Source organism: Asaia sp. SF2.1 (assembly GCF_000505765.1).
Classification (GTDB): domain Bacteria; phylum Pseudomonadota; class Alphaproteobacteria; order Acetobacterales; family Acetobacteraceae; genus Asaia; species Asaia bogorensis.
The window spans coordinates 35,012-55,023 of sequence record NZ_AYXS01000015.1 but is presented as its reverse complement, the minus strand read 5'-3'; the positions used below and the strand labels follow the sequence as shown (position 1 = coordinate 55,023).

17 protein-coding genes and 1 pseudogene are annotated in these 20,012 nt (G+C 60.8%); 7 read left to right on the top strand and 11 right to left on the bottom strand.

Features of this window, described 5'->3' with window-relative positions; genetic code table 11:
• A pseudogene (locus tag P792_RS28535) lies at positions 1–446 on the bottom strand (universal stress protein); the annotation flags it as partial.
• Between the two features lie 76 nt (positions 447–522).
• Complete coding sequence (gene pdxH, locus P792_RS28530; protein WP_023978737.1) at positions 523–1,134, bottom strand: pyridoxamine 5'-phosphate oxidase; 612 nt, start codon at positions 1,132–1,134, stop codon at positions 523–525.
• Between the two features lie 142 nt (positions 1,135–1,276).
• On the opposite strand from pdxH, the gene fabI reads away from it, so the two are divergent.
• Both fabI and aroC read left to right on the top strand, forming a co-directional pair.
• Positions 1,277–2,119 (top strand): enoyl-ACP reductase FabI, encoded by an 843-nt coding sequence (fabI, locus tag P792_RS28525; protein WP_023978736.1) that lies wholly within the window; start codon positions 1,277–1,279, stop codon positions 2,117–2,119.
• A gap of 1 nt (position 2,120) precedes the next feature.
• Positions 2,121–3,221 carry a chorismate synthase gene (gene aroC / locus P792_RS28520; RefSeq protein ID WP_023978735.1) on the top strand — a complete coding sequence of 367 codons (1,101 nt, stop codon included), beginning with the start codon at positions 2,121–2,123 and terminating at the stop codon, positions 3,219–3,221.
• A gap of 230 nt (positions 3,222–3,451) precedes the next feature.
• Here aroC and P792_RS28515 read toward each other — a convergent pair whose 3' ends face one another.
• Positions 3,452–3,880, bottom strand: a complete 429-nt coding sequence (locus tag P792_RS28515; RefSeq protein WP_023978734.1) for an OsmC family protein — start codon at positions 3,878–3,880, stop codon at positions 3,452–3,454.
• 406 nt (positions 3,881–4,286) lie between these two features.
• Here P792_RS28515 and P792_RS28510 point away from each other — a divergent pair, with 406 nt between their 5' ends.
• Genes P792_RS28510 through P792_RS28500 form a run of 3 tightly spaced genes read left to right on the top strand, consistent with a single transcriptional unit; the run spans position 4,287 to position 7,986 of the window.
• Positions 4,287–6,140 carry a ribonucleoside-diphosphate reductase subunit alpha gene (locus P792_RS28510; protein WP_081866689.1) on the top strand — a complete coding sequence of 618 codons (1,854 nt, stop codon included), beginning with the start codon at positions 4,287–4,289 and terminating at the stop codon, positions 6,138–6,140.
• Entirely contained in the window at positions 6,131–6,964 is an 834-nt protein-coding gene (locus P792_RS28505; RefSeq protein WP_023978732.1) for an META domain-containing protein, read from the top strand. The genes P792_RS28510 and P792_RS28505 overlap by 10 nt, the downstream gene beginning before the upstream one ends.
• The gene (locus P792_RS28500) at positions 6,961–7,986 is read left to right on the top strand and encodes a ribonucleotide-diphosphate reductase subunit beta (RefSeq protein ID WP_023978731.1); all 1,026 of its coding nucleotides are present in this window, start codon (positions 6,961–6,963) and stop codon (positions 7,984–7,986) included. The genes P792_RS28505 and P792_RS28500 overlap by 4 nt, the downstream gene beginning before the upstream one ends.
• A gap of 14 nt (positions 7,987–8,000) precedes the next feature.
• On the opposite strand, the gene P792_RS28495 is transcribed toward P792_RS28500, so the two are convergent.
• The gene (locus tag P792_RS28495; RefSeq protein WP_152530194.1) at positions 8,001–8,987 is read right to left on the bottom strand and encodes a tRNA1(Val) (adenine(37)-N6)-methyltransferase; all 987 of its coding nucleotides are present in this window, start codon (positions 8,985–8,987) and stop codon (positions 8,001–8,003) included.
• A 185-nt stretch (positions 8,988–9,172) separates the two neighbouring features.
• Between P792_RS28495 and P792_RS28490 the strand changes: the two genes are divergently transcribed.
• Positions 9,173–10,210 carry a polyprenyl synthetase family protein gene (locus tag P792_RS28490; RefSeq protein ID WP_051395880.1) on the top strand — a complete coding sequence of 346 codons (1,038 nt, stop codon included), beginning with the start codon at positions 9,173–9,175 and terminating at the stop codon, positions 10,208–10,210.
• Between the two features lie 101 nt (positions 10,211–10,311).
• On the opposite strand, the gene murI is transcribed toward P792_RS28490, so the two are convergent.
• Positions 10,312–11,139 carry a glutamate racemase gene (murI, locus tag P792_RS28485; protein ID WP_023978729.1) on the bottom strand — a complete coding sequence of 276 codons (828 nt, stop codon included), beginning with the start codon at positions 11,137–11,139 and terminating at the stop codon, positions 10,312–10,314.
• Position 11,140: 1 nt separating this feature from the next.
• Positions 11,141–11,893 carry an orotate phosphoribosyltransferase gene (locus P792_RS28480; RefSeq protein ID WP_023978728.1) on the bottom strand — a complete coding sequence of 251 codons (753 nt, stop codon included), beginning with the start codon at positions 11,891–11,893 and terminating at the stop codon, positions 11,141–11,143.
• Between the two features lie 175 nt (positions 11,894–12,068).
• Here P792_RS28480 and P792_RS28475 point away from each other — a divergent pair, with 175 nt between their 5' ends.
• Entirely contained in the window at positions 12,069–12,305 is a 237-nt protein-coding gene (locus P792_RS28475) for a hypothetical protein (RefSeq protein WP_023978727.1), read from the top strand.
• A 168-nt stretch (positions 12,306–12,473) separates the two neighbouring features.
• On the opposite strand, the gene P792_RS28470 is transcribed toward P792_RS28475, so the two are convergent.
• From P792_RS28470 to P792_RS28450, 5 genes are all read right to left on the bottom strand, one after another.
• The gene (locus P792_RS28470; RefSeq protein ID WP_023978726.1) at positions 12,474–13,790 is read right to left on the bottom strand and encodes a citrate synthase; all 1,317 of its coding nucleotides are present in this window, start codon (positions 13,788–13,790) and stop codon (positions 12,474–12,476) included.
• A 36-nt stretch (positions 13,791–13,826) separates the two neighbouring features.
• The gene (locus tag P792_RS28465) at positions 13,827–14,363 is read right to left on the bottom strand and encodes a histidine phosphatase family protein (RefSeq protein WP_023978725.1); all 537 of its coding nucleotides are present in this window, start codon (positions 14,361–14,363) and stop codon (positions 13,827–13,829) included.
• Positions 14,364–14,377: 14 nt separating this feature from the next.
• Positions 14,378–14,680 (bottom strand): chorismate mutase, encoded by a 303-nt coding sequence (locus tag P792_RS28460; RefSeq protein WP_023978724.1) that lies wholly within the window; start codon positions 14,678–14,680, stop codon positions 14,378–14,380.
• Positions 14,673–15,389 (bottom strand): metallophosphoesterase, encoded by a 717-nt coding sequence (locus P792_RS28455; protein WP_369794232.1) that lies wholly within the window; start codon positions 15,387–15,389, stop codon positions 14,673–14,675. The genes P792_RS28460 and P792_RS28455 overlap by 8 nt, the downstream gene beginning before the upstream one ends.
• A 96-nt stretch (positions 15,390–15,485) precedes the next feature.
• Positions 15,486–20,000 (bottom strand): AAA family ATPase, encoded by a 4,515-nt coding sequence (locus P792_RS28450; protein ID WP_031240809.1) that lies wholly within the window; start codon positions 19,998–20,000, stop codon positions 15,486–15,488.
• Positions 20,001–20,012: the final 12 nt, after the last annotated feature.

Sequence of the window (20,012 nt, the reverse complement as noted above, 5' to 3'; positions counted from 1 at the left end):
TCCGAGGCACGGGCATTATCGTTAGGCCCGAGATGCGGCATGAGGGTGAGGTCCGACAGGCGGGCTCGCCATGTCACGGCCTCGTGTTCCGATCCCGTTAGAAATTCGAGGGAGGCGCTCAGTCGTGAATGGGCGAGGGGGTCGTTTTCAAGAAAACCCTGCTTGGGCTCGATGTCATTGTCGCGAATGAACGCATCGAATTTGAGCCGAACCTGAAGCATACGACGATGCGCCTCATGCTCGGCCGCCTCCATCATCTCATTGATCATCGCACTCGAGAGGCCCTCGCCTGTGAGCGCTGCCATTTCGTTGGGATCGTCGCCCACGAGAACGGTCGAGAGGTGAGCGTTGAAGGCGCGTGCATGGAGAAGGCCGACACGCAGAACGGCATCGATATTGCCTGCGCCATTCAGCGGGACGAGGATGTTTCTGACGTCGTTGGCCATGAGGGGGTCTCACTAGATAAAAGATGTGTCTGGCCGGGTGGGCGAGGTCCCGCGAGTGCGCCCGTGTCAGGTAGTGTCAGGGGTAGAGCCGTGTGACGGCCCAGTCATTCTCTTCACGTGTCCACGTGGCGCGGTCATGCATGCGGTAAGGACGGTCCTGCCAGAACTCGATCTGCCGGGGCACAAGGCGGGAACCTGACCAGTTGGCCGGACGCTCGGGCTCCTTCCCCTCGAAACGCGCTGTCACCGCCTCTATGCGTTTTTCGAAATCAGCGCGCTCGGCAAGCGGCCGTGACTGGTCGGAGGCGATGGCACCGATCCGGGAATTGCGGCTGCGGCTGGCGAAATAGCGATCCGCTTCCTCTGCGCTGACCGGTTCAACCGGACCTTCGATACGGATCTGGCGGCGCAGGGATTTCCAGTGAAAGAGCAATGCTGCATGGGGGTTGCTCAATAGTTCACCACCCTTGCGGCTCTCGAGATTGGTATAGAACACAAAACCCCGCTCATCCGCGCCCTTGAGCAGGATCATGCGGACGGAGGGAATACCCTCGGGTGAGGCGGTAGCGAGTGCCATGGCATTGGGGTCGTTTGGCTCGCTGGCCTCGGCGTCCTTCATCCACTCGGCGAAGAGAACAAAGGGGTCTGCGTCGAGCGGGATAAGGGGGCGGGTGGTATCTTCAGCCATGACAGGGGGTCTCCTGCGTTATTAGGGTCCGTCTTCGTTGTCACTGCTAACGTGTCATCTCGACACTTGTTTGCGCGGCAGGCATGTGCGACGTAGCGGAGCATTATTGTTTCTTTCTCTGACATTAACCGGGATCTGCCTTATGTCCACCGCTTCGTTCGATCTCCCCACCGGGACGCTGATGGCGGGCAAGCGCGGCCTTGTGATGGGCGTCGCCAATGACCGCTCCATCGCCTGGGCCATCGCCTCTGCCTGCGCCGCACAGGGGGCTGAGCTCGCTTTCACCTATCAGGGCGAAGCACTCGGCAAGCGCGTAAAGCCTCTCGCAGAGAGCGTGGGTGCTCCTCTGGTTATCCCTTGCGATGTCAGTGACGATGCCGATATCGACCGTGCTTTCGACGAGATCGAAAAAGCCTGGGGCAAAATCGATTTCGTGGTCCATGCCATTGGCTGGGCAGACAAGCAGTTCCTGCGCGGGCGTTATGTCGATACGCCGCGCGATGCCTTTCTGAAGGCGATGGATATTTCCTGTTTTTCCTTCACGGCGGTCGCGCGCCGGGCTGCGGCCCTGATGACCGACGGCGGTTCACTCCTGACCCTGTCCTATCTGGGCGCGGAACGCGTCATGCCTCATTATAATGTGATGGGCGTGGCCAAGGCGGCCCTCGAAGCTTCGGTGCGTTACATGGCCGCGGATCTTGGCAAGGACAATATCCGTGTCAATGCAATCTCTGCCGGGCCGATCATGACGCTGGCGGCCAATGGCATCGGCGATTTCCGCTATATTCTGCGCTGGAACCAGCTCAACGCACCGATGGAGCGCAACGTGTCGCTCAAGGATGTAGGGGGTTCCGGCCTCTATTTCCTGTCTGACCTCTCATCGGGAACAACAGGTGAGGTCCATCACGTCGATTGCGGCTATCATCTGGTGGGTATGAAAAACCCGACCGCGCCCGATATCGCTGTCGCATCCTCAGAAGGCTGACATGTCGGATAACAGCTTCGGGACGCTGTTTCGTGTCACGACCTGGGGCGAGAGCCACGGGCCGGCCATTGGCTGCGTCGTCGATGGCTGCCCGCCCGGTATCACCCTGAACGAGGGTGACATCCAGCCCTGGCTCGATCGACGCAGGCCCGGGCAGTCCAAATTCACCACCCAGCGTCAGGAAGCAGATCAGGTCCGTATACTCTCCGGCGTGTTTGAGGGCAGGACGACCGGCACGCCGATTGCGCTCATGATCGAGAATACGGATCAGCGCTCGAAAGACTACTCGGATATCGCATCGCGCTATCGTCCCGGCCATGCCGACGTCACCTATGACCTGAAATACGGTCACAGGGATTATCGCGGGGGCGGACGCTCATCGGCCCGAGAGACCGCCTGTCGTGTCGCAGCGGGCGGTGTTGCGCGGCGTGTGATCGAGACCCTGCTGGGCGAAATGGCGACCATACGCGCTGCGTTGGTGCAGATTGGCGGCCTGGCGATCGACAGGGCGCGGTGGGACTGGGATGAAGTCAATCGCAATCCCCTGTTCTGTCCGGACCCGGTTACGGCGGTCGAATGGGAGGGTCTGCTTTCGAGCGTGCGCAAGGAAGGGTCGTCCATCGGTGCGCTGGTTGAAGTCGTCGCCGAGAATTTCCCGGCCGGTCTCGGTGCGCCGCTTTATGGCAAGCTGGACGCCGACATCGCGTCTGCCCTCATGGGCATCAACGGCGTGAAAGCAGTCGAGATTGGCGAGGGCATGGGCGTTGCGGCGTTGCGGGGTGAGGAGAACGCCGATCCGATGCGCATGCGTGATGGCGCGCTTCATTTCGAAGGAAACCGGGCGGGCGGTATTCTGGGCGGCATCTCGACTGGCCAGCCTATCACCGCGCGTTTCGCGATTAAGCCTACCAGTTCAATTCTGGTGCCGGTACCCTCGGTAAACCGTCAGGGTGAGAATATCGATGTCATGACAAAGGGCCGCCATGACCCGTGCATCGGTATTCGCGCGGTGCCCGTAGCTGAGGCAATGCTGGCCTGCCTGCTGGCAGACCACATCCTGCGTGACCATGCTCAGAACAGCTGGCATCGCGCCCGCGATTAGGGGGCACTTTCCGGCGGATGCTGTACGCCGCGGCGCAACCCCACACGTGGGGTAGATCGAGTCCGATGTCAGGTCGATCGAACACTCAGCTGAGTGAGGTGAAGCGTTCCACGATCCGCCATCACTACCCCGGCGCACCTCCAGGCTCACCTACGCGTTGTCGCGAACCACGCGCACGTATCGGAGCTCGAGGGAGGGAGTGTCAGGCTGGCAATCGCCAGCCCGATGGTTCAGACCAGCGCGGCAGACAGGGTGATATCTGCCTTGAAAAGCTGCGAGACGGGACAGCCATTCTTGGCCTTCGTGGCGAGCTCTTCGAACTTTGCCTGATCGGCGCCGGGGACAGTGCCCTTGAGGTCGAGGTGAATGGCAGAAATTTCGAAACCGCCCTCGGTCTTGTCGAGCGAGACAGTTGCCTTGGTTTCGAGCGACGTTGCCGTGAGACCGGCTTCGCCGAGGATCATGGAGAGTGCCATGGTGAAGCAGCCGGCATGCGCCGCACCGATCAGTTCCTCCGGGTTCGTGCCGGGCTTGTCCTCGAATCGCGTGTTGAAGCCATAGGGCTGGCTGGAGAGCGCACCGCTCTGCGTCGAGATCGTACCCTTGCCGTCCTTCAGGCCACCGCTCCACTGGGCGCTGGCAGTTTTCTTGATCGTCATGTGCAAGTCCTCCTGCTGGATTCCGGACGCAGAAGCCTCCGGTTGCTCAGCCAACGCAGGGGCCGGGGAATTGTTCACCTGTAACGCTGTGACATCATCGCAACGCCGGGAGCGTACCGTAAAAAAAGCGGCTTGGGGGAACTCCATGTTCTCCAAGGGCTTCTGCCCCTGTCAACACCATATGTAGTGCCGAGAGCGAAATTTAACCCGATATATTGCTTGTCTGGTGGGCGCGACTTGCGCCAAGAGGACACTCGGAAATTGCGATACCAAACTCGATTTGATCCTGGGGAGATGGCCCGTGAGCCTGCTAGACGACACGATCCGTGAGCCTGTTTCAGCGACCGCTGATGTTCTGCCCGAGCCCTGTGACCGCGCGCCCCAGGAGATCGAGGCCGAACCGGATATGTTCGATGATGTCGTTCAGCTTGAGGGCCACCACCCTGTCCGGGTCAACCGGTCGCGTGATTCGCTGCTGACGGATTTCGGCCGGGCGACGCTTGATAACCGCTATCTGTTGCCGGGCGAGCACTATCAGGACCTCTTCGGTCGTGTCGCCTCGTATTACGGTGCCGATGCCGCCCATGCACAGCGTCTCTACGACTATATTTCACAACACTGGTTCATGCCCGCAACCCCGGTGCTGTCCAACGGGGGAACGTCACGTGGTCTGCCAATCTCGTGCTTCCTGAACGAGGCCGATGATAGCCTGCGCGGCATTGTGGACCTCTGGAACGAGAATGTCTGGCTGGCCTCCAAGGGTGGCGGCATTGGCTCTTACTGGGGTAATCTGCGCTCGATCGGCGAGAATGTCGGCAAGAATGGCAAGACCTCGGGTGTCATTCCGTTCATCCGCGTCATGGACAGCCTCACACTTGCCATTTCGCAGGGCTCCTTGCGTCGCGGTTCTGCGGCAGTCTATCTGCCCGTCTGGCATCCCGAGATCGAGGAATTCGTCGAGATGCGCCGCCCGACCGGTGGTGACCCGAACCGAAAGGCCCTCAACCTGCATCACGGCGTGCTGCTCACCGACGACTTCATGCGCGCCGTGGAGAAAGATGAGGAATGGGGCCTGCGCTCGCCCAAGGACATGTCCGTCATCCGCAGCATTCCGGCACGTCAGCTCTGGATCCGTATCCTTACGGCCCGCATGGAGCAGGGTGAGCCCTACATCATCTATTCTGATCATGTGAACAAGGCGCGCCCCGAGCATCACAAGCTTGCCGGGCTTGAGGTCAAGACCTCCAATCTCTGTGCGGAAATCACCCTGCCCACCGGGCTCGATCATCACGGCAAGAACCGTACCGCCGTATGCTGCCTCTCCTCGCTCAATCTCGAGACATGGGACGAGTGGAAGGACAACCCGCAATTCATCGAAGACGTCATGCTCTTCCTCGATCGCGTATTGCAGGACTTCATTGACCGCGCGCCCGATGACATGGAGCGCGCCCGTTACGCCGCCATGCGCGAGCGCTCGGTCGGGCTCGGTGTCATGGGCTTCCATTCCTTCCTGCAGGCGCGCAGCATCCCGTTCGAGAGCGTGATGGCGCGTGTGTGGAACAAGCGCATCTTCCAGCACATCAAGGTGCAGGCCGACGCGGCCTCCAAGCATCTTGCCGAGCTGCTCGGGCCGTGCCCCGATGCCGAGGAATACGGCATCATGGAGCGTTTCTCGAACAAGATGGCGATTGCCCCCACGGCCTCGATCTCGATCATCGCCGGCAATGCCAGCCCCGGTATCGAGCCGATCTCGGCCAATGTGTTCCTGCAGAAAACCCTTTCGGGTTCGTTCACCGTGCGCAACCGCCATTTGCTCAAGCTGCTGGAGCAGAAGGGGTATAACAACGACGCGGTCTGGTCATCGATCACCTTGAACAAGGGCTCTGTGCAGCATCTCGACTTCCTGACCCAGGACGAGAAGGATGTCTACAAGACGGCATTCGAACTGGATCAGCGCTGGGTGATCGAACATGCGGCTGATCGCGCCGGGTTCATCTGTCAGGCGCAATCCATCAACGTGTTCCTGCCTGCCGATATCCACAAGCGCGACCTGCATCAGATCCACTTCCTTGCATGGAAGCGTGGCGTGAAGTCGCTTTATTACTGCCGTTCACTCTCGATCCAGCGCGCTGACGCAGTGAGCGATATGGCCCTCAAGAACAATATTCTCGAAGACGAGGATTACAGCAGTGACGCGGCTGAGACCGCCAAGAAGCCCGCAGCAACGACGAGCTATGAGGAATGTCTGTCATGTCAGTGAAGCATTCGCTCTGTGCGGTGGCGCTGCTGACAGGCGCACTCACAGCAGCTTTCGCTGGTAACTGGTGTGCCGTTGCGGCGGAAGCGCCGGCTCCCGGGTCCGAGGTGAAACAGACCGTCGTGAAGGGGGTGGTCGTCACACCTGTCGGTATGATCATACCGACAGGCGCGATAATCACGGTGCGGCTGGATGATGTGAGCCTGGCCGACGCTCCCTCGGTGACGCTTGGCAGGACCGAGTTCACGCCGGTTGGCAAGTCGCCCTATGGCTACGCGCTGCATTACGATGCGCAGCACCTGACGGCCGGGCACCGCTATGCGCTTCATGCTGCGATCCGCCAGAGTGGCAAGCTGATTGCCATAAGCAAGACCGCCACTATGGAAGCTGGCGCTGTGCCGTCAGACACGACGGTGACCGTTGAATCCGTCAGCCAGCCTGTGCCTCAGCCCGTTGCCGGTGCGTGGGCGATCACGGATATTGGCGCCCAGAAGGTTGATCCCGCAGCGCCTGCCTTCATGGTCATACGTGCTGATGGTGCGCTGTCTGGCACTGGCGGATGCAACCGGATGATGGGGCATGTAGTTGCCGACGCGACCCATTTCACCTTTGGCCCGACGGCGGGAACACGCATGGCCTGCCCGGGCGTGCGCATGACGCAGGAAGATGCCGTGTTCAAGGCCATGCAGGCCGTGCGTGAATGGCGCAGGGAGGGTGATCGCCTGATCCTGAGTGACGATCACGGCGTGGCTGCGCTGACATTGCAGGAAAATCAGGGCCGGACCGATGCCGGCTCGCAGACAGAACGGAGCAGGAAGAGCCCATGAGCGAGACACAGAACGCCGGCGCGCCGCTCGCCGAAGAACAGCATTTCGACCTGATGACCGCCAACCCGGTCTATAAGCCCTTCCGTTACCCCTGGGCCTATGACGCATGGCTGATTCAGCAGCGTGTCCACTGGCTGCCTGAAGAGGTGCCTCTGGCCGATGACGTTAAGGATTGGCATCGCACGCTGAGCGAGGGCGAACGCCATCTGGTCACGCAGATCTTCCGTTTCTTCACGCAGGCCGACGTCGAGGTGAACTCGGCCTATATGAAGTATTACAGCCAGGTCTTCAAACCGACCGAAGTGCTGATGATGCTGTCATCGTTCTCGAATATCGAGACGATTCATATCGCTGCTTATTCGCATCTTCTTGATACAATCGGTATGCCGGAAACAGAGTATTCGGCATTCCTGAAGTACAAGGAGATGAAGGACAAGTATGATTTCATGCAGTCCTTCAACATCAACAACAAACGTGAAATCGCGAAGACCATGGCAGCGTTCGGCGCTTTCATGGAAGGGCTGCAGCTTTTTGCTTCCTTCGCGATCCTTCTCAACTTCCCTCGCTTCAACAAGCTCAAGGGGATGGGGCAGATCGTTTCCTGGTCAGTGCGTGATGAAACGCTGCACTGCCTGTCCATGATCCGTCTTTTCCGCACCTTCGTGCGCGAAAACCGCGAGATCTGGACCGTGGATTTCCGCGCCGAACTCGCAGAGATCTGTGCGACAACGGTTGAGCATGAGGATGCCTTCATCGATCTCGCTTTCGAGATGGGCGATGTCGAAGGCCTGAGCGCCGATCAGGTCAAGCGCTATATTCGCTTTATTGCCGATCGTCGCATGACCCAGCTTGGTCTTGATCCGTTTTATGGCATCGAGGAAAACCCGCTGCCCTGGCTCGACGACATGCTGAATGCGGTGGAACACGCCAATTTCTTCGAAAATCGCTCAACGGAATATTCCCGCGCTTCAACCTCGGGATCCTGGGAAGAGGCTTTCGAGGTGGACGTTTTCGCTTCCTGAAATGCGGGGCGGGGTCATACTCCGCCCTGAAATCTCAGCACCGCGTGACTTTCGCAAGTCGAATCTACCCTCGAGCGGACGGCTCCCGGACGAGGGTGAAAATACCCTGGATCATTTTCAGGGCACCTATGCTCCGGTGTCGAAGCGTCGCTGTCAAACTGGCGAAGCCGCGCAAAGTCTCCGCGTTTACTCCAGCGCACTCGCCTGACGTAAAACCGCCTCACACTCATCCGTGTAGCCGCCCTCCTGACGATGGAGCACGAGGCCGGGGAAAAGGCGGAACGCGCCCTTGCCCCCCATATCCCGCGTAGCAGAACGATCTTCGCTGCCCGACCCTGTTTGGGCCAGAGCGGGCAGAGGGTGAGGCTCCCGAACCCGGCCTGGCGCAAGGCCTCGCAGGCTGTGTCAATGACAAAGGCAGGCAGGGCGAGCGTCAAGCTGCCGCCGGGAAGCACCCATTTTGACAGCGCGTCGATCCACGCGGTCCAGCCTCCTTCTGGCATGGTCATCGCCAGGCGACGTCGGGCATCAGCGGCTCCGGTATGATCGGCAGGATGCCACGGAGGGTTGGCCATGGCGTGATGGAAACGGCCATTGGCCCCCGGTGTTATTTGCCGCAGGGCAGGGGGGATGTCGGGCAGACTGCCCTGAATGATCGAGACGCGGGCGCCCAGGCCATTGGCTTCCATGTTCAGTCTCGCTAGTTCCGCCGTCGCACCATCGGCTTCGATACCTGCGCCGCTGGTCTCGGGGCATCGCGTCATGAGGCAAAGCAGGCCAGCACCTGCGCCGCATCCGGCTTCGAGAATGCTCTGGCCACGTCGAGCGGGCACGAAGGCGGCCATCAACACTGGTTCTATGCCGGTGCGATAACCCTTCGTGAACTGGTGATACTGCACACGTTGGTCGAGCAGATAACCGGGCATCGTATCGGTTGTATTGATTGCGGCAGCATCAGCTTTGAGGGTTGCCGGGTTGACCGGGGCCGTCCTGCCGCTCATATGGATTTGACTGTCAGAGGGCCGGTTCTCCGGTCTGAATGGCTCATGCATGAAATCCGGTTTCTGTCTCGGTGTCCTGTTACGCCGTGCGGAATGTCGGCTCGTGCCTTATACTGCATCAGGGTCGTCAGTGGCCAAGTAGGAAGTGGAGAGTTGCCTTGGGTGGTGCCGACAGCCTGGCCGATATGAAGGCCGAGCAAAACAACAGTGCAGCCGTGCCCGTCAATGGCGAGCGCTCAGCCCTTAACGCCCTTTCCGACTTTCTCAAGGACGACATGGAGGCCTGCAACCGCGAGATCGTCGCGCGTATGCAAAGCCCGGTCCCGCTCATCCCCCAACTGGGCGCCCATCTGGTCGCTGCTGGTGGCAAGAGGCTGCGCCCGTTGCTTACCCTCGCATCGGCGCGTCTATGTGGCTATGAGCCCTCGCCCGAGAACCAGCGCCATGTCGGCCTGGCCGCTTGTGTCGAGTTCATCCATACGGCCACATTGCTGCATGACGACGTGGTGGATGAAAGCACGTTGCGCCGGGGCCTTGCCTCCGCCAATGCCGTGTTCGGCAACAAGGCCTCGGTGCTGGTAGGCGATTTTCTGTTTGCCCGTTCGTTCCAGCTGATGACGGCAGATGGCTCTCTCAAGGTCATGGCCATTCTTTCTGCCGCCTCGGCTACGATTGCTGAAGGCGAGGTGTTGCAGATGGCGACACAGAACGATCTCTCCACACCGATCGAGAAATATTTGGAGGTCATTCACGGCAAGACGGCCGCGCTGTTTGCCGCTGCATGCCGGGTAGGCGCGGTGGTGGCCGCACGTCCGGAAAGCGACGAGAATGCGCTCGAGGCCTATGGCACCAATCTGGGCATGGCGTTCCAGCTTGTCGACGACGCGCTCGATTACGCGGCCGACCAGCAGGTGCTGGGCAAGACCGTGGGTGATGATATGCGTGAGGGCAAGATTACCCTGCCTGTGCTGGCGGCTTTCCAGGCTGGCAATGAGGCTGATCGTGCGTTCTGGCTGCGTGTGATCGAAACCGGTGAGCAGACCGACGAGGACCTGCCGCACGCGCTCGCCCTTATCGAGAAAACCGGGGCAATCCAGACGACCCTGGATCGGGCGCAGCTTTACGCGGATGCGGCTATCGAAGCCCTGTCGTCTTTCCCAGACAGCTCAATCCGGCAGCTCATGATTGATGCGGCCTCCTATACGGTCAGCCGCGCCAACTGATCCAAGAGACGAGGGAGCAGAAAGCTCTCCCTCCGGTACCTGTTATCAGGCAGGTCGCGCTTCATTGGCTTGGCCGCGAGGCAGGCCCAGCGCGCCCCTGTTCATGAGACGGGGGTTGGGTCCAGAACCGTGATATCCTGATACCCCAGCCGAGCAATGGCGTGTCTCAGGGCCTGCTCATCCGCAGCTGGGCCGGTCAGGCAGAGCGATTCCGGCGAGGCGCTGGTCGAACGATCTGCCACCCGCATTTCAAGCACGTGATTGACCTGCCGGGCGACCGCAAGAGCCGGGTCGAGCCAGTTGATGTCCGGTGGGCACAGGCGCAGGAAAGCATTGCTGAGGAACGTGTAATGGGTGCAGCCCAGTCCGATTGTATCGATCCGATCGCCATTGGGCGCCTCGAACAGATGGCGCAGTTCCTGTGCCACCAGATCGTCATCAATCGGACGGCCCAGAAAGGCCTGCTCTGCCAGATCGGCAAGGGTACGGGCCCCGTGTACGATCATCTCGCAATCGGCAGCGAAATTGTCGCGTAGGCTGCGCAGATAGGGGCGACGTGCCGTGCCTCTTGTAGCCAACAGGCCGAAGACCCGTGTCTGACTGACGCGAGCCGCCCAGCGGACGGGGGGCACGCAGCCCACGAAGGGCACATCGAAACGAGCGCGCAGGGCCTCCAGGGCGATGGTGCTGGCCGTGTTGCATGCAATCAGCACGACATCGGGGCGAAGCTGGGCAATGCGTTCTTCCATGAGCGCGAGGATGCGCGTGACGAGGACGGCATCGTCCTGCTCGCCGTAGGGAAAGAGCGCGTTATCGGCCAGATAGTCGATCAGGGTACCGGGCGGCAGGGTGGTGCGCAGAGCCTGCACCACCGCCAGACCGCCTATGCCCGAGTCAAATGCCAGAACGCGACCCGGATCGGTAGGCAAGTCAGCCTTCCGCCTTGGCCTTGAGGGCGGCTGCCTCTTCAGCGCTGCCGACACCACCATGTGCCTTGGACCAGCCACAGGGATCCTCGAGGAAGCGACGCACCTCATGGATGTCGCTCTCGGAGAAATAATTGGCGCCGGAGCAGGCCTCGAGCACATCCCACCATGTGCAGAGCGAATGAAGCGAGACATTCATGTCGGCAAGGGTCTTCTGTGCGCCGGGAAACACGCCGTAGAAGAAGACGACAAAGGTGTGATCGACAATGGCACCCGCCGAACGGAGGGCATTGGCAAAGCGGACCTTGGACGCGCCGTCCGTGGTGAGGTCTTCCACCAGAAGGGTGCGCATCGATTCCGGGACGTCACCCTCGATCTGCGCGTTACGGCCAAAGCCCTTGGGCTTTTTGCGGACATAGGCCATCGGCGCCATCATCCGATCGGCAATCCAGGCAGCGAAGGGAATACCTGCGGTTTCACCGCCAACGACGCATTCGATGCTCTCATAGCCGATGTGGCGGCCGATCTTCTCGACGGCGAGTTCGACAATCTTGGCGCGTGCGCGCGGGAAGAAGATGATCTTGCGGCAATCGATATAGACCGGCGATTTCCAGCCCGAGGTCAGGGTGTAGGGCTCGTCAGGGCGGAAATTGATCGCCTTGATTTCCAGAAGGATGCGCGCTGTGGTCAGGGCTGCGTCCCTGTCCCACTGGGTCTGACGAACCGCACCACCGTTGATCTCGTTGCTGAGAGCCATCTCTTGTCACTCCATGATCTTTAGCCGTGCAGGATTATCCGGCCTTCGTGAGAAAAGTAAGACAAATAAGCAGAGAAAACGCTCCCGTGAGTGCGATAGGCTACGCTTGCATTTACCATCGGAAAAGATTTACAATGCAGCAATTGATAATAATTCTCAACTAGGATCTGTTTGCGTGACTGTTGATCTCAACCGCATTTCCCGAAAGTGCGAACGCGCCGTAATCACGGCGTATGAAGAATTGCGGGAAGTGGGTCAGCCTGACATCCAGGCTTTCACCGCATGCACGACCCTTTATCGCATCCATCATCCTGAAGCGTCGATCAATGAGGCGCGCCGTCTGGTGTCGGAATGGATCGATCATCATATCGTGCGTCAGGACAAGGGTGCGACGCCTGGCTGCGATTGCTGAACTCCAGCGACATCCGCTCGGGATACTTGCTGACAGATTTTTATGCTCAGCGACTTGGGTGAGCGGCCAGGCCTCGCGACACCATGATCTCTGACGGGGGCGGCGGCCTTTTTGACGTGCCAGGCTAAAACCGGAGCAATGCTCCGGTTTTTTGTTAGCCGGGTGTCTTCAGCTTCGCCGACAAAGCGGCACGTAGTCACGACGCGCCTGGCCCACATAGAGCTGGCGCGGGCGTCCAATGCGCTGGCCGGGCTCTTCGATCATTTCGCGCCACTGACTGACCCAACCTACCGTACGGGCCACCGCGAAAAGCACGGTGAACATCGAGGTCGGGATACCCATCGCCTTCAGAATCAGCCCTGAATAGAAATCGACATTGGGGTAGAGGCGGCGCTGCACGAAATAGGGATCGTTAACGGCAATACGTTCGAGCTCGGCAGCAAGATCGAACATCGGATCGTGCTTGAGCCCAAGCTCGGCCACCACCTCGTGATAGGTCTGCTCCATGATCTTCGCACGTGGATCGAAGTTCTTGTATACGCGATGGCCGAAGCCCATCAGCCTTACGCCGCTCTCACGGTTCTTCACCTGAGTGATGAAGGCCGGGATGTTTTCCTTCGATCCGATCTGGGAAAGCATGCCCAGAACGGCCTCATTGGCCCCGCCATGCGCAGGCCCCCAGAGCGCTGCGATACCGGCTGCGATACAGGCAAACGGGTTCGAGCCGGTCGAACCCACGAGGCGCACCGTCGAGGTCGAGGCGTTCTGCTCGTGATCGGCATGCAGGATCAGGATACGGTCGATGGCGCGGGCCAGAACCGGGTTGACCTTGTAGTCGGCGTTTGGCTTGGCAAACAGCATCTTCAGGAAGTTTTCCGAGAAGGTCAGGCTGTTGTCAGGGTAAACGAATGGCTCACCCACCGTGTATTTATAGGCCCAGGCGGCGATGGTTGGCACCTTGGCGATCAGACGGCGTGTGGAGAGGTCACGCGAGGCTTCGTGGGAGATATCCACGGCGTCAGGGTAAAAGGCCGACAGCGCGGCCACGGTGCCACACAGGATGGCCATTGGATGAGCATCGCGGCGGAAGCCATTGAAGAAGTTGCGGATCTGCTCATGCAGAAGCGCCTGCTCCTTGAGGTCGTGCTGGAACCGATCGTAATCCGCCCGGTTCGGAAGCTCCCCATAGACCAGAAGATAGGCTGTTTCAGTGAAGCTGGCCTCGGTGGCGAGCTGCTCGATGGGGTAACCCCGATGCAGCAACACGCCCTCATCACCATCGATGAAGGTGACAGCACTACGGCAGGAAGCCGTCTCACCATAGCCGGGATCGAAGGAGAACATCCCGGTCTCGGCTGTGAGTTTGCGTATATCCACCACATCGGGGCCCATCGTACCCTTCATGATGGGGAATTCGGCAGAGCGCTCGCCTATGCTGAGGGCCGCCGTTGCGGAGATAGGTCCGTTAGTGTCGTGTTCAGCCATAGAAAATGCCTTACGAATTGTGCCGGACGGGGGCAATCAACATATGGGTGATGAGCCTTGCGGATGAAGCACCGCACCAAGGCCAGCCGTGTTGGGAGAAAGACCAGCCCAGTCAGATGCCACGGTGAAACGGGTGGCAGTACCAGGCTCGTAGGATTTCATCAGGTCACGCGCGATCGGGCCATCAACAGCATTGCTGGCCAGGTGACGGCATGTCTCGGCAATACCCGGGTTGTGCCCCACGATGATCAGGGTCGTGATGGCGCGAGGTGTCTCCCGGAGCAATTCGAGAATTCCGTACAGGTCGAGATCATACAGCGCATCGAGACCAAGCATGACGCTTGAACCTGGCAGGGATTGCATGATGGCCGACGCTGTCTGGGTCGTTCGAGTGGCAGTACTGTGCCATAGATGCGTCTGCTCTAGCGGGATATCGAGCGCTGCGATCCTCTGCCCCAGGCAAAGGGCATCATGCTCGCCTGCCGGTGTCAGGATACGTTCCCGGTCGCTGCCGCCGCGCATTTCAGGTGCAGCCTCAGCGTGTCTGGCGAGGATGAGGTGATGCACGGTCATGCAGGCTCCGTCATTCAGCGCGGGCTGCGCCCGGCGATTGAGTCATGATGACGGATCACTTCCTTAATGATGAAGGCAAGAAACTTTTCTGCGAAGTCGGGGTCCAGACGTGCTGACGAGGCAAGCTGACGCAAACGTTCGATTTGCCTGGACTCGCGTGATGGGTCGGCAGCGGGCAGGCCGGCGCGAGCCTTGAGTTCACCCACGGCCTGGGTCTGCCGGAATCGCTCTGCCAGCATGTGGATCAGGGCGGCATCGATATTATCGATACTCTGCCGATGCTGTTCGAGGAGAGTACGGGTTTCGGTTTCAGACATCGAGATCAATCCAGGCAAGATGGCCGCCTTTGCCGGCGCCAAGGTCGGTGAATATCGCACGCCCTCCGTTACGCCCATCGCGTATCCAGGGGCGTCCGTCAGTCGAGCGTCGGTCATGGCCGCAATAGACGATATGGCCTGCGGGAATATGGTCGATCCAGCGCAGACGTCGCTCGGGGTAGCCGTCAGGCTGCATTCTTCCCGTGGTCTCGCCAAAGAGCGCGCGCGACAGCAGCGAGCTCATGCTCCCGAGTGCGGGCGGGGGCGCTTCCACAAGCATGTCGGTGTGGAAGCCGCCATGGACGAAAATCAGCTTGTCGTGAATGATCCAGGCGGGGGCGGTAGCGATCGCCTCATAGGCGCGCTCACGCAGCCCCGCCTGAACGGGCCCGGAAAGCTGGTGCAGTGTCTCCTCCAGTGGGGGATCACGGCGCAGCCTGCGCCCCTCGAGGGCTCGACCGAGCTTACGGTCATGATTGCCAAGGATGAACAGGCCGCGACCATCATCAATCAGGTCGAGCATGAGCCTTAACGTGCCTGCGCTGTCAGGACCATGATCGACCAGATCGCCCAGCTGGATGATGAATCGGTCGGTGGCGACCGCATGTTCAAACGCAGTCAGGTCTCCATGCACGTCTCCCACCACGCGTATGCCGCGACCGGCACTCAGCCTGGACAGGTCGGGAGGAGGGGGGGGAGAAAAGGTAATCGTCGGGGCCTTTCAGTGCTCTCACATGTCGAAACTGCCAGTATGACCTGCATCTGGCGAAAAACACAATGAAGACATGGTTATAACCGATCGCTGTCAGGACGCCACAGCCACGGTGCCGCTTTCTGCAAAAGCGGCAGCCAGCGACAGATCCACCGAAAGCACCTGACTGACGCCACGCTCCTGCATGGTCACACCGAACAGCCTATCCATATGGGCCATGGTCAACTGGTGATGGGTCACGATCAGAAAGCGTGTCTGGGCTTCTTCGGCCATGTCCTTGAGCAGACCGCAGAGGCGCTCTACATTGGCATCATCCAGCGGCGCATCCACCTCATCGAGGATACAGAGCGGTGAGGGCTGACACCGGAAGGTGGCGAATATCAGCGATAGCGCCGTCAGCGCCTGCTCACCGCCGGAAAGCAATGAGAGGGTCGACAGCTTCTTGCCCGGCGGCTGCGCAAAGATTTCTAGCCCCGCCTCGAGAGGATCATCACTCCCGACGAGACCCAGATGCGCCTTGCCGCCATTGAACATACGGCTGAAAAGCGACTGGAAATGGCGGTCCACCTCAACGAAGACCGCCTGCAGGCGCTCGCGCCCTTCCTTCTTGAGCGCGTTGATTGATCCACGCAGGCGCTGGATGGCGGAGGTCAGCTCCTCATGCTCGCGTGTCAGGTGGTCAGATTGTTCCTTGGCCTGAGTGTATTCCTGCTCGGCCAGAAGATTGACCGGCCCGAGGGCCTCACGGTCTTTCTGGGCGCGGGCGAGCCGTCGTTTGAGCGTGGTCTCGCTTGCCTCGGTGAGGGGGATATCCAGGGGTGATTCCGGCTCGACGAGCGGTGTTTCGGCCAGTTTCTCATGCTGCGACAGTGCCTGGGCGAGGCGTTCCTGCAACCGGATGGCGTTCTCGCGGGCCTGTGCTCCGCGTTGCTCCTCCTCACGCTGGCTGTGAGCCAGATCCTGCAAAGCCTTATCGAGCTCTGTCAGCGCGATGGTGGCCTGTTCGTGTTCCTGCTCGGCGTTTTGCAGGGCGGAATGATGGGTTTGCAGCGCCTCATCCTGCGCGGCTCTCTCAGCCGCACTACGGGAAATTTCCTCGTGGCTGAGTGTCAGACGCTCCTCAAGCCGGGAACAATCGTCGCGCAGGGTCTCGCCCTGTGCGCGCGTTTCACCTAGCCTGAGCGCGATGGCGTGCGTCTCCTGCGTCGCCTGATCCAGCCGTGACTGGGCCTCCTGCACCTGCGTTCTGGCGGCGAGGTCGCATTCGCGCTGATCGGCCTCGGCGGCCAGCGCCGCGCTGAGCTCTGCTTCAAAGGGCGCGAGATCCGGGATCGGTGCCAGAGCTTCCTGTGCTTGCGTTGCCCGCGCGAGTTGATCCCTGACAGTGTTCTGGCGTGGGGTCAGGGCCGCAAGGCGGCTGTTCAGGCTGAGTTTGAGGTCACGGCGCGTCTGAAGTTCGCGGCTGGAATGGCCGATATCACGGCCGAGGGCCTCAAGCCTTGTTTTCAGCGCAGCGCGTTCCCGATCACCTGTAACAAGAGCACTCTTGCACTGTTCAAGCACCGTGCGGGCAGCGGCCAGTGCGGCGTCGTGATCGTTTTGCGAGAGCGCCTGACGCTGACCGGCCACGTCATCATGATCAGCACGCGCCTGCTTAAGCACGGCGCCGATTGTGGCGAGCTTGGCGATACAGGAATCGTTCTGCAGGCGCTGCCTTGTCGCATCCTGCTGGGCGGTCGTGTAGTCGGTCTCGATCTGGCTCGCGGCGGTAATAGCGGCCTCGGTCACGCTGCGCTGTCTGGAAACGTCGCCATTCAGGACGCGCAGGGCCTCGTGCAGTTTCGCTTCATCGCCCAGAGCCTCAAGGCCTGCAACGGCGTTGTTCAGCCGGTCGCGGGTTTCGTCCCGCTGGATTGTGGTCTCGGTGCTGTTTTGATCGATCTGGGCAATCTGCCCGGCGAGCCGGTCCCGACGATCGAGCAGGTCGGTCTCGGCCTGTTTCAGAGCGCTCAGGTTTTTTTCCTCGCGTTGTACTGTCTCGCGAAGGGCTGTCAGCTTTGCCGCGTGGTCGGCATCCTGATCATTGAAGGAGCCAAGCGTTGCCCGCAGGGCAGGAATGGCAGCCTCCGCGGCGGCAATCCGGGTATCCAGATCCCGGAGCGCGGCTAGGTGCTCGACCCGGCTGAGGGCGGTCGAGGGCAGGTTGGGCGCTTCCTGATAGCCATCCCAGCGCCATAGGGCACCCTCGCTTGTGACGAGGCACTGACCGGGGAGGAGACGCGTCTGGAGTGCTTCAGGATCCTGCTTGCTATCAATCAGGCCGACATGATCGAGGCAGCGTTGCAGCGCTTCAGGCGCCTTGATCAGGGCCGAGAGCGATGTGCAGCCAGCCCCGAACTGCTCCGGGGTCAGCGGCGGAAGCAACTGCCATGCGCGACTCTGGAGTGTATCCAGCGAAGCCTCGAGCGTTTGCCCGAGGGCCGCAGCAACGGCGCGCTCGAGCCCTGCGGGAATTTCCATTTGCGCCAGCGCAGGGTCTGGCAGGGCATCGTCGGGCGTGTTGGCCTGCAAGGCATCACGTCTTGCCACGAGGGCGAGATGATCGGCGCTGGCAAGGCGGAGGGCATTCTCGGCCTCGTCCCGCGCCTGCTGCGTATCGCGCCGCGCCTGGCTTATCGTCTCGATATCGACAATCAGGGACGACAGCGTGCGTTGCGCGGCCTCCCGGGCTCCGGTGGCGTCACTGATGGCGGCATCGTCGGGCATATCGCGGCCGAGCGCTTCCCGCCGGGCGATAAGGGTCTCGAGAGACTGATTAAGGCGCTCAAGACTCTGGCGGGCCTGATCGCGGTCTTTCTCGAGAAGCTCCCGCTGTCGGGCGATGCTGCGTGCCTCTGACTGCTGGGCGCTGAGCTGTTGCTCGATCTGCGCAAGGGCGGAGCGGCTCTCTTCCGCTCTCGCTTTGGCGACATCCCGTGCCGTCATCAGGGTGTCGGCCTTGGCATCGAGCGCGTTCAACGCAGCGTCATCAAGCCGGGCGGCTTCGAGGGCTTCCAGTTCATTCTGGTGCGTTGCGATCTGCTGGGCGAGGTTGTTTGCCCTTGAGGTCAATCGCGCGAGCATCTCGCGATTTTCGCGGGTTTCCCTCTCGATTCGGGCCAGATCCTGTTCGGCTTTGGAGGTGTTGACGAGCTGCTCCTGCCTGAGCTGCGCCTGCTGCTGGATCTGCTGGTCCAGAGCAGTTCTCTCCTGACGCTGCTGGTCCAGCCGCCGGGCGAGCTGCTCTAGCGCCGTCTCATCGGGAAGCTCATCCCGGAGTTCGGCTATCGTTTTCGCGAGTGTTGCCGACTCACCCGTCAGGGCTTCAACGGCCTTTGCGGCAGCTTCATGCTCCAGTGTGAGGGCCTGAGCGGTCATGCGCCGTGTGGTCAACTTGTCAGCAAGTGCCAGTCTTGTCTGCTCAAGGCGGGACAGGAGTTCGGCGCTTTCCTGAGCGGCCTCTCGAAGGGTGGCGAGCGTATCAGGCAGCTCGCCCAAGGTGACGGCAAGCCGTTGCTCCTCCTCGTTCAGCAGCGCCTCACGCTGCGTGAGTTCCTCCAGTCGTTTCAGGGCCAGCTGGTGATCGGCTTCCATCTGCTCGTGACGCTGGGTCGTCTGCTCGTGGCGCGCCTGTGCCTGCGCCACGGCCTCGCGGGTTGATTCGCTGATAACGCGCAGCCTGTCGCGGGTGGTACGCAGGGCGTCGGTATGGTCGCGTAGGGCGAGCAGGCGTTCGCGTCCTGCTGCGCCCTGTTGCCCTGCCTCATCGGCAGCGCGCGCCGAATCGTCACGGGATTTTTCCGCAGCCTCAAGCTGCTCCCGTGTGCGCTCAACAAGCAAGGCGGCTCGACGGTGTATGAGCCAGGAGAGGGTCAGTTCATCTGTACGTATCGCTTCGGAAAGGCTGCGATAGGCTCGTGCCTGAACCGATTGCGCATCGAGTGTGGCCAGCCGCGTCTCGATCTGCTGACGCAGGTCTTCCGAGCGCTCCATATTGCCCTCAGCCTGCCGGAGCTTGATTTCAGCATCATGGCGCCTCGCATGAAGACCCGTGATGCCCGCAGCCTCTTCAAGGAGCGACCGTCTTTCTTCGGGCTTGGCGCTGATGAGCGCGCTGACACGGTTCTGGCTGACAATGGAGGAGCTGCGAGCCCCCGAAGAGAGATCGGCAAACATCGTGGTGATGTCACGTGCGCGCAGGGCGCGCCCGTTGAGGCGAAACTCACTGCCCGATCCGCGTTCGGCTCGCCGGGTGATTTCGAGACCGTCCGTATCGCTGAACGGGGGTGGGGCGAGACCCTGTGCCTCATCCAGCCACAGCGTCACCTCGGCGAGGCTGCGGGCCGAACGTGCGCTCGTCCCTGCAAAAATCAGGTCATCCAGTTCGCCGCCGCGCAGGGCGCGGGCGGAACTCTCGCCCATCGCCCAACGCAGGGCCTCAACGACGTTGGATTTGCCACAACCATTTGGCCCCACGATACCGGTGAGGCCAGGCAGGATGTCGATTGTGGCTGGATCGGCAAAACTCTTGAAACCCGCTATCCGCAGGCGCGTGATCTTGGCTGACATACGCGAAAAGCG

Bases quoted from the DNA above. Each gene is read 5' to 3' on its own strand.
- pdxH (WP_023978737.1), bottom strand. From the start codon at position 1,134: ATGGCTGAAGATACCACCCGCCCCCTTATCCCGCTCGACGCAGACCCC.
- fabI (WP_023978736.1), top strand. From the start codon at position 1,277: ATGTCCACCGCTTCGTTCGATCTCCCCACCGGGACGCTGATGGCGGGC.
- aroC (WP_023978735.1), top strand. From the start codon at position 2,121: ATGTCGGATAACAGCTTCGGGACGCTGTTTCGTGTCACGACCTGGGGC.
- P792_RS28515 (WP_023978734.1), bottom strand. From the start codon at position 3,880: ATGACGATCAAGAAAACTGCCAGCGCCCAGTGGAGCGGTGGCCTGAAG.
- P792_RS28510 (WP_081866689.1), top strand. From the start codon at position 4,287: ATGTTCGATGATGTCGTTCAGCTTGAGGGCCACCACCCTGTCCGGGTC.
- P792_RS28505 (WP_023978732.1), top strand. From the start codon at position 6,131: ATGTCAGTGAAGCATTCGCTCTGTGCGGTGGCGCTGCTGACAGGCGCA.
- P792_RS28500 (WP_023978731.1), top strand. From the start codon at position 6,961: ATGAGCGAGACACAGAACGCCGGCGCGCCGCTCGCCGAAGAACAGCAT.
- P792_RS28495 (WP_152530194.1), bottom strand. From the start codon at position 8,987: ATGAGCGGCAGGACGGCCCCGGTCAACCCGGCAACCCTCAAAGCTGAT.
- P792_RS28490 (WP_051395880.1), top strand. From the start codon at position 9,173: ATGAAGGCCGAGCAAAACAACAGTGCAGCCGTGCCCGTCAATGGCGAG.
- P792_RS28480 (WP_023978728.1), bottom strand. From the start codon at position 11,893: ATGGCTCTCAGCAACGAGATCAACGGTGGTGCGGTTCGTCAGACCCAG.
- P792_RS28470 (WP_023978726.1), bottom strand. From the start codon at position 13,790: ATGGCTGAACACGACACTAACGGACCTATCTCCGCAACGGCGGCCCTC.
- P792_RS28465 (WP_023978725.1), bottom strand. From the start codon at position 14,363: ATGACCGTGCATCACCTCATCCTCGCCAGACACGCTGAGGCTGCACCT.
- P792_RS28460 (WP_023978724.1), bottom strand. From the start codon at position 14,680: ATGTCTGAAACCGAAACCCGTACTCTCCTCGAACAGCATCGGCAGAGT.
- P792_RS28450 (WP_031240809.1), bottom strand. From the start codon at position 20,000: ATGTCAGCCAAGATCACGCGCCTGCGGATAGCGGGTTTCAAGAGTTTT.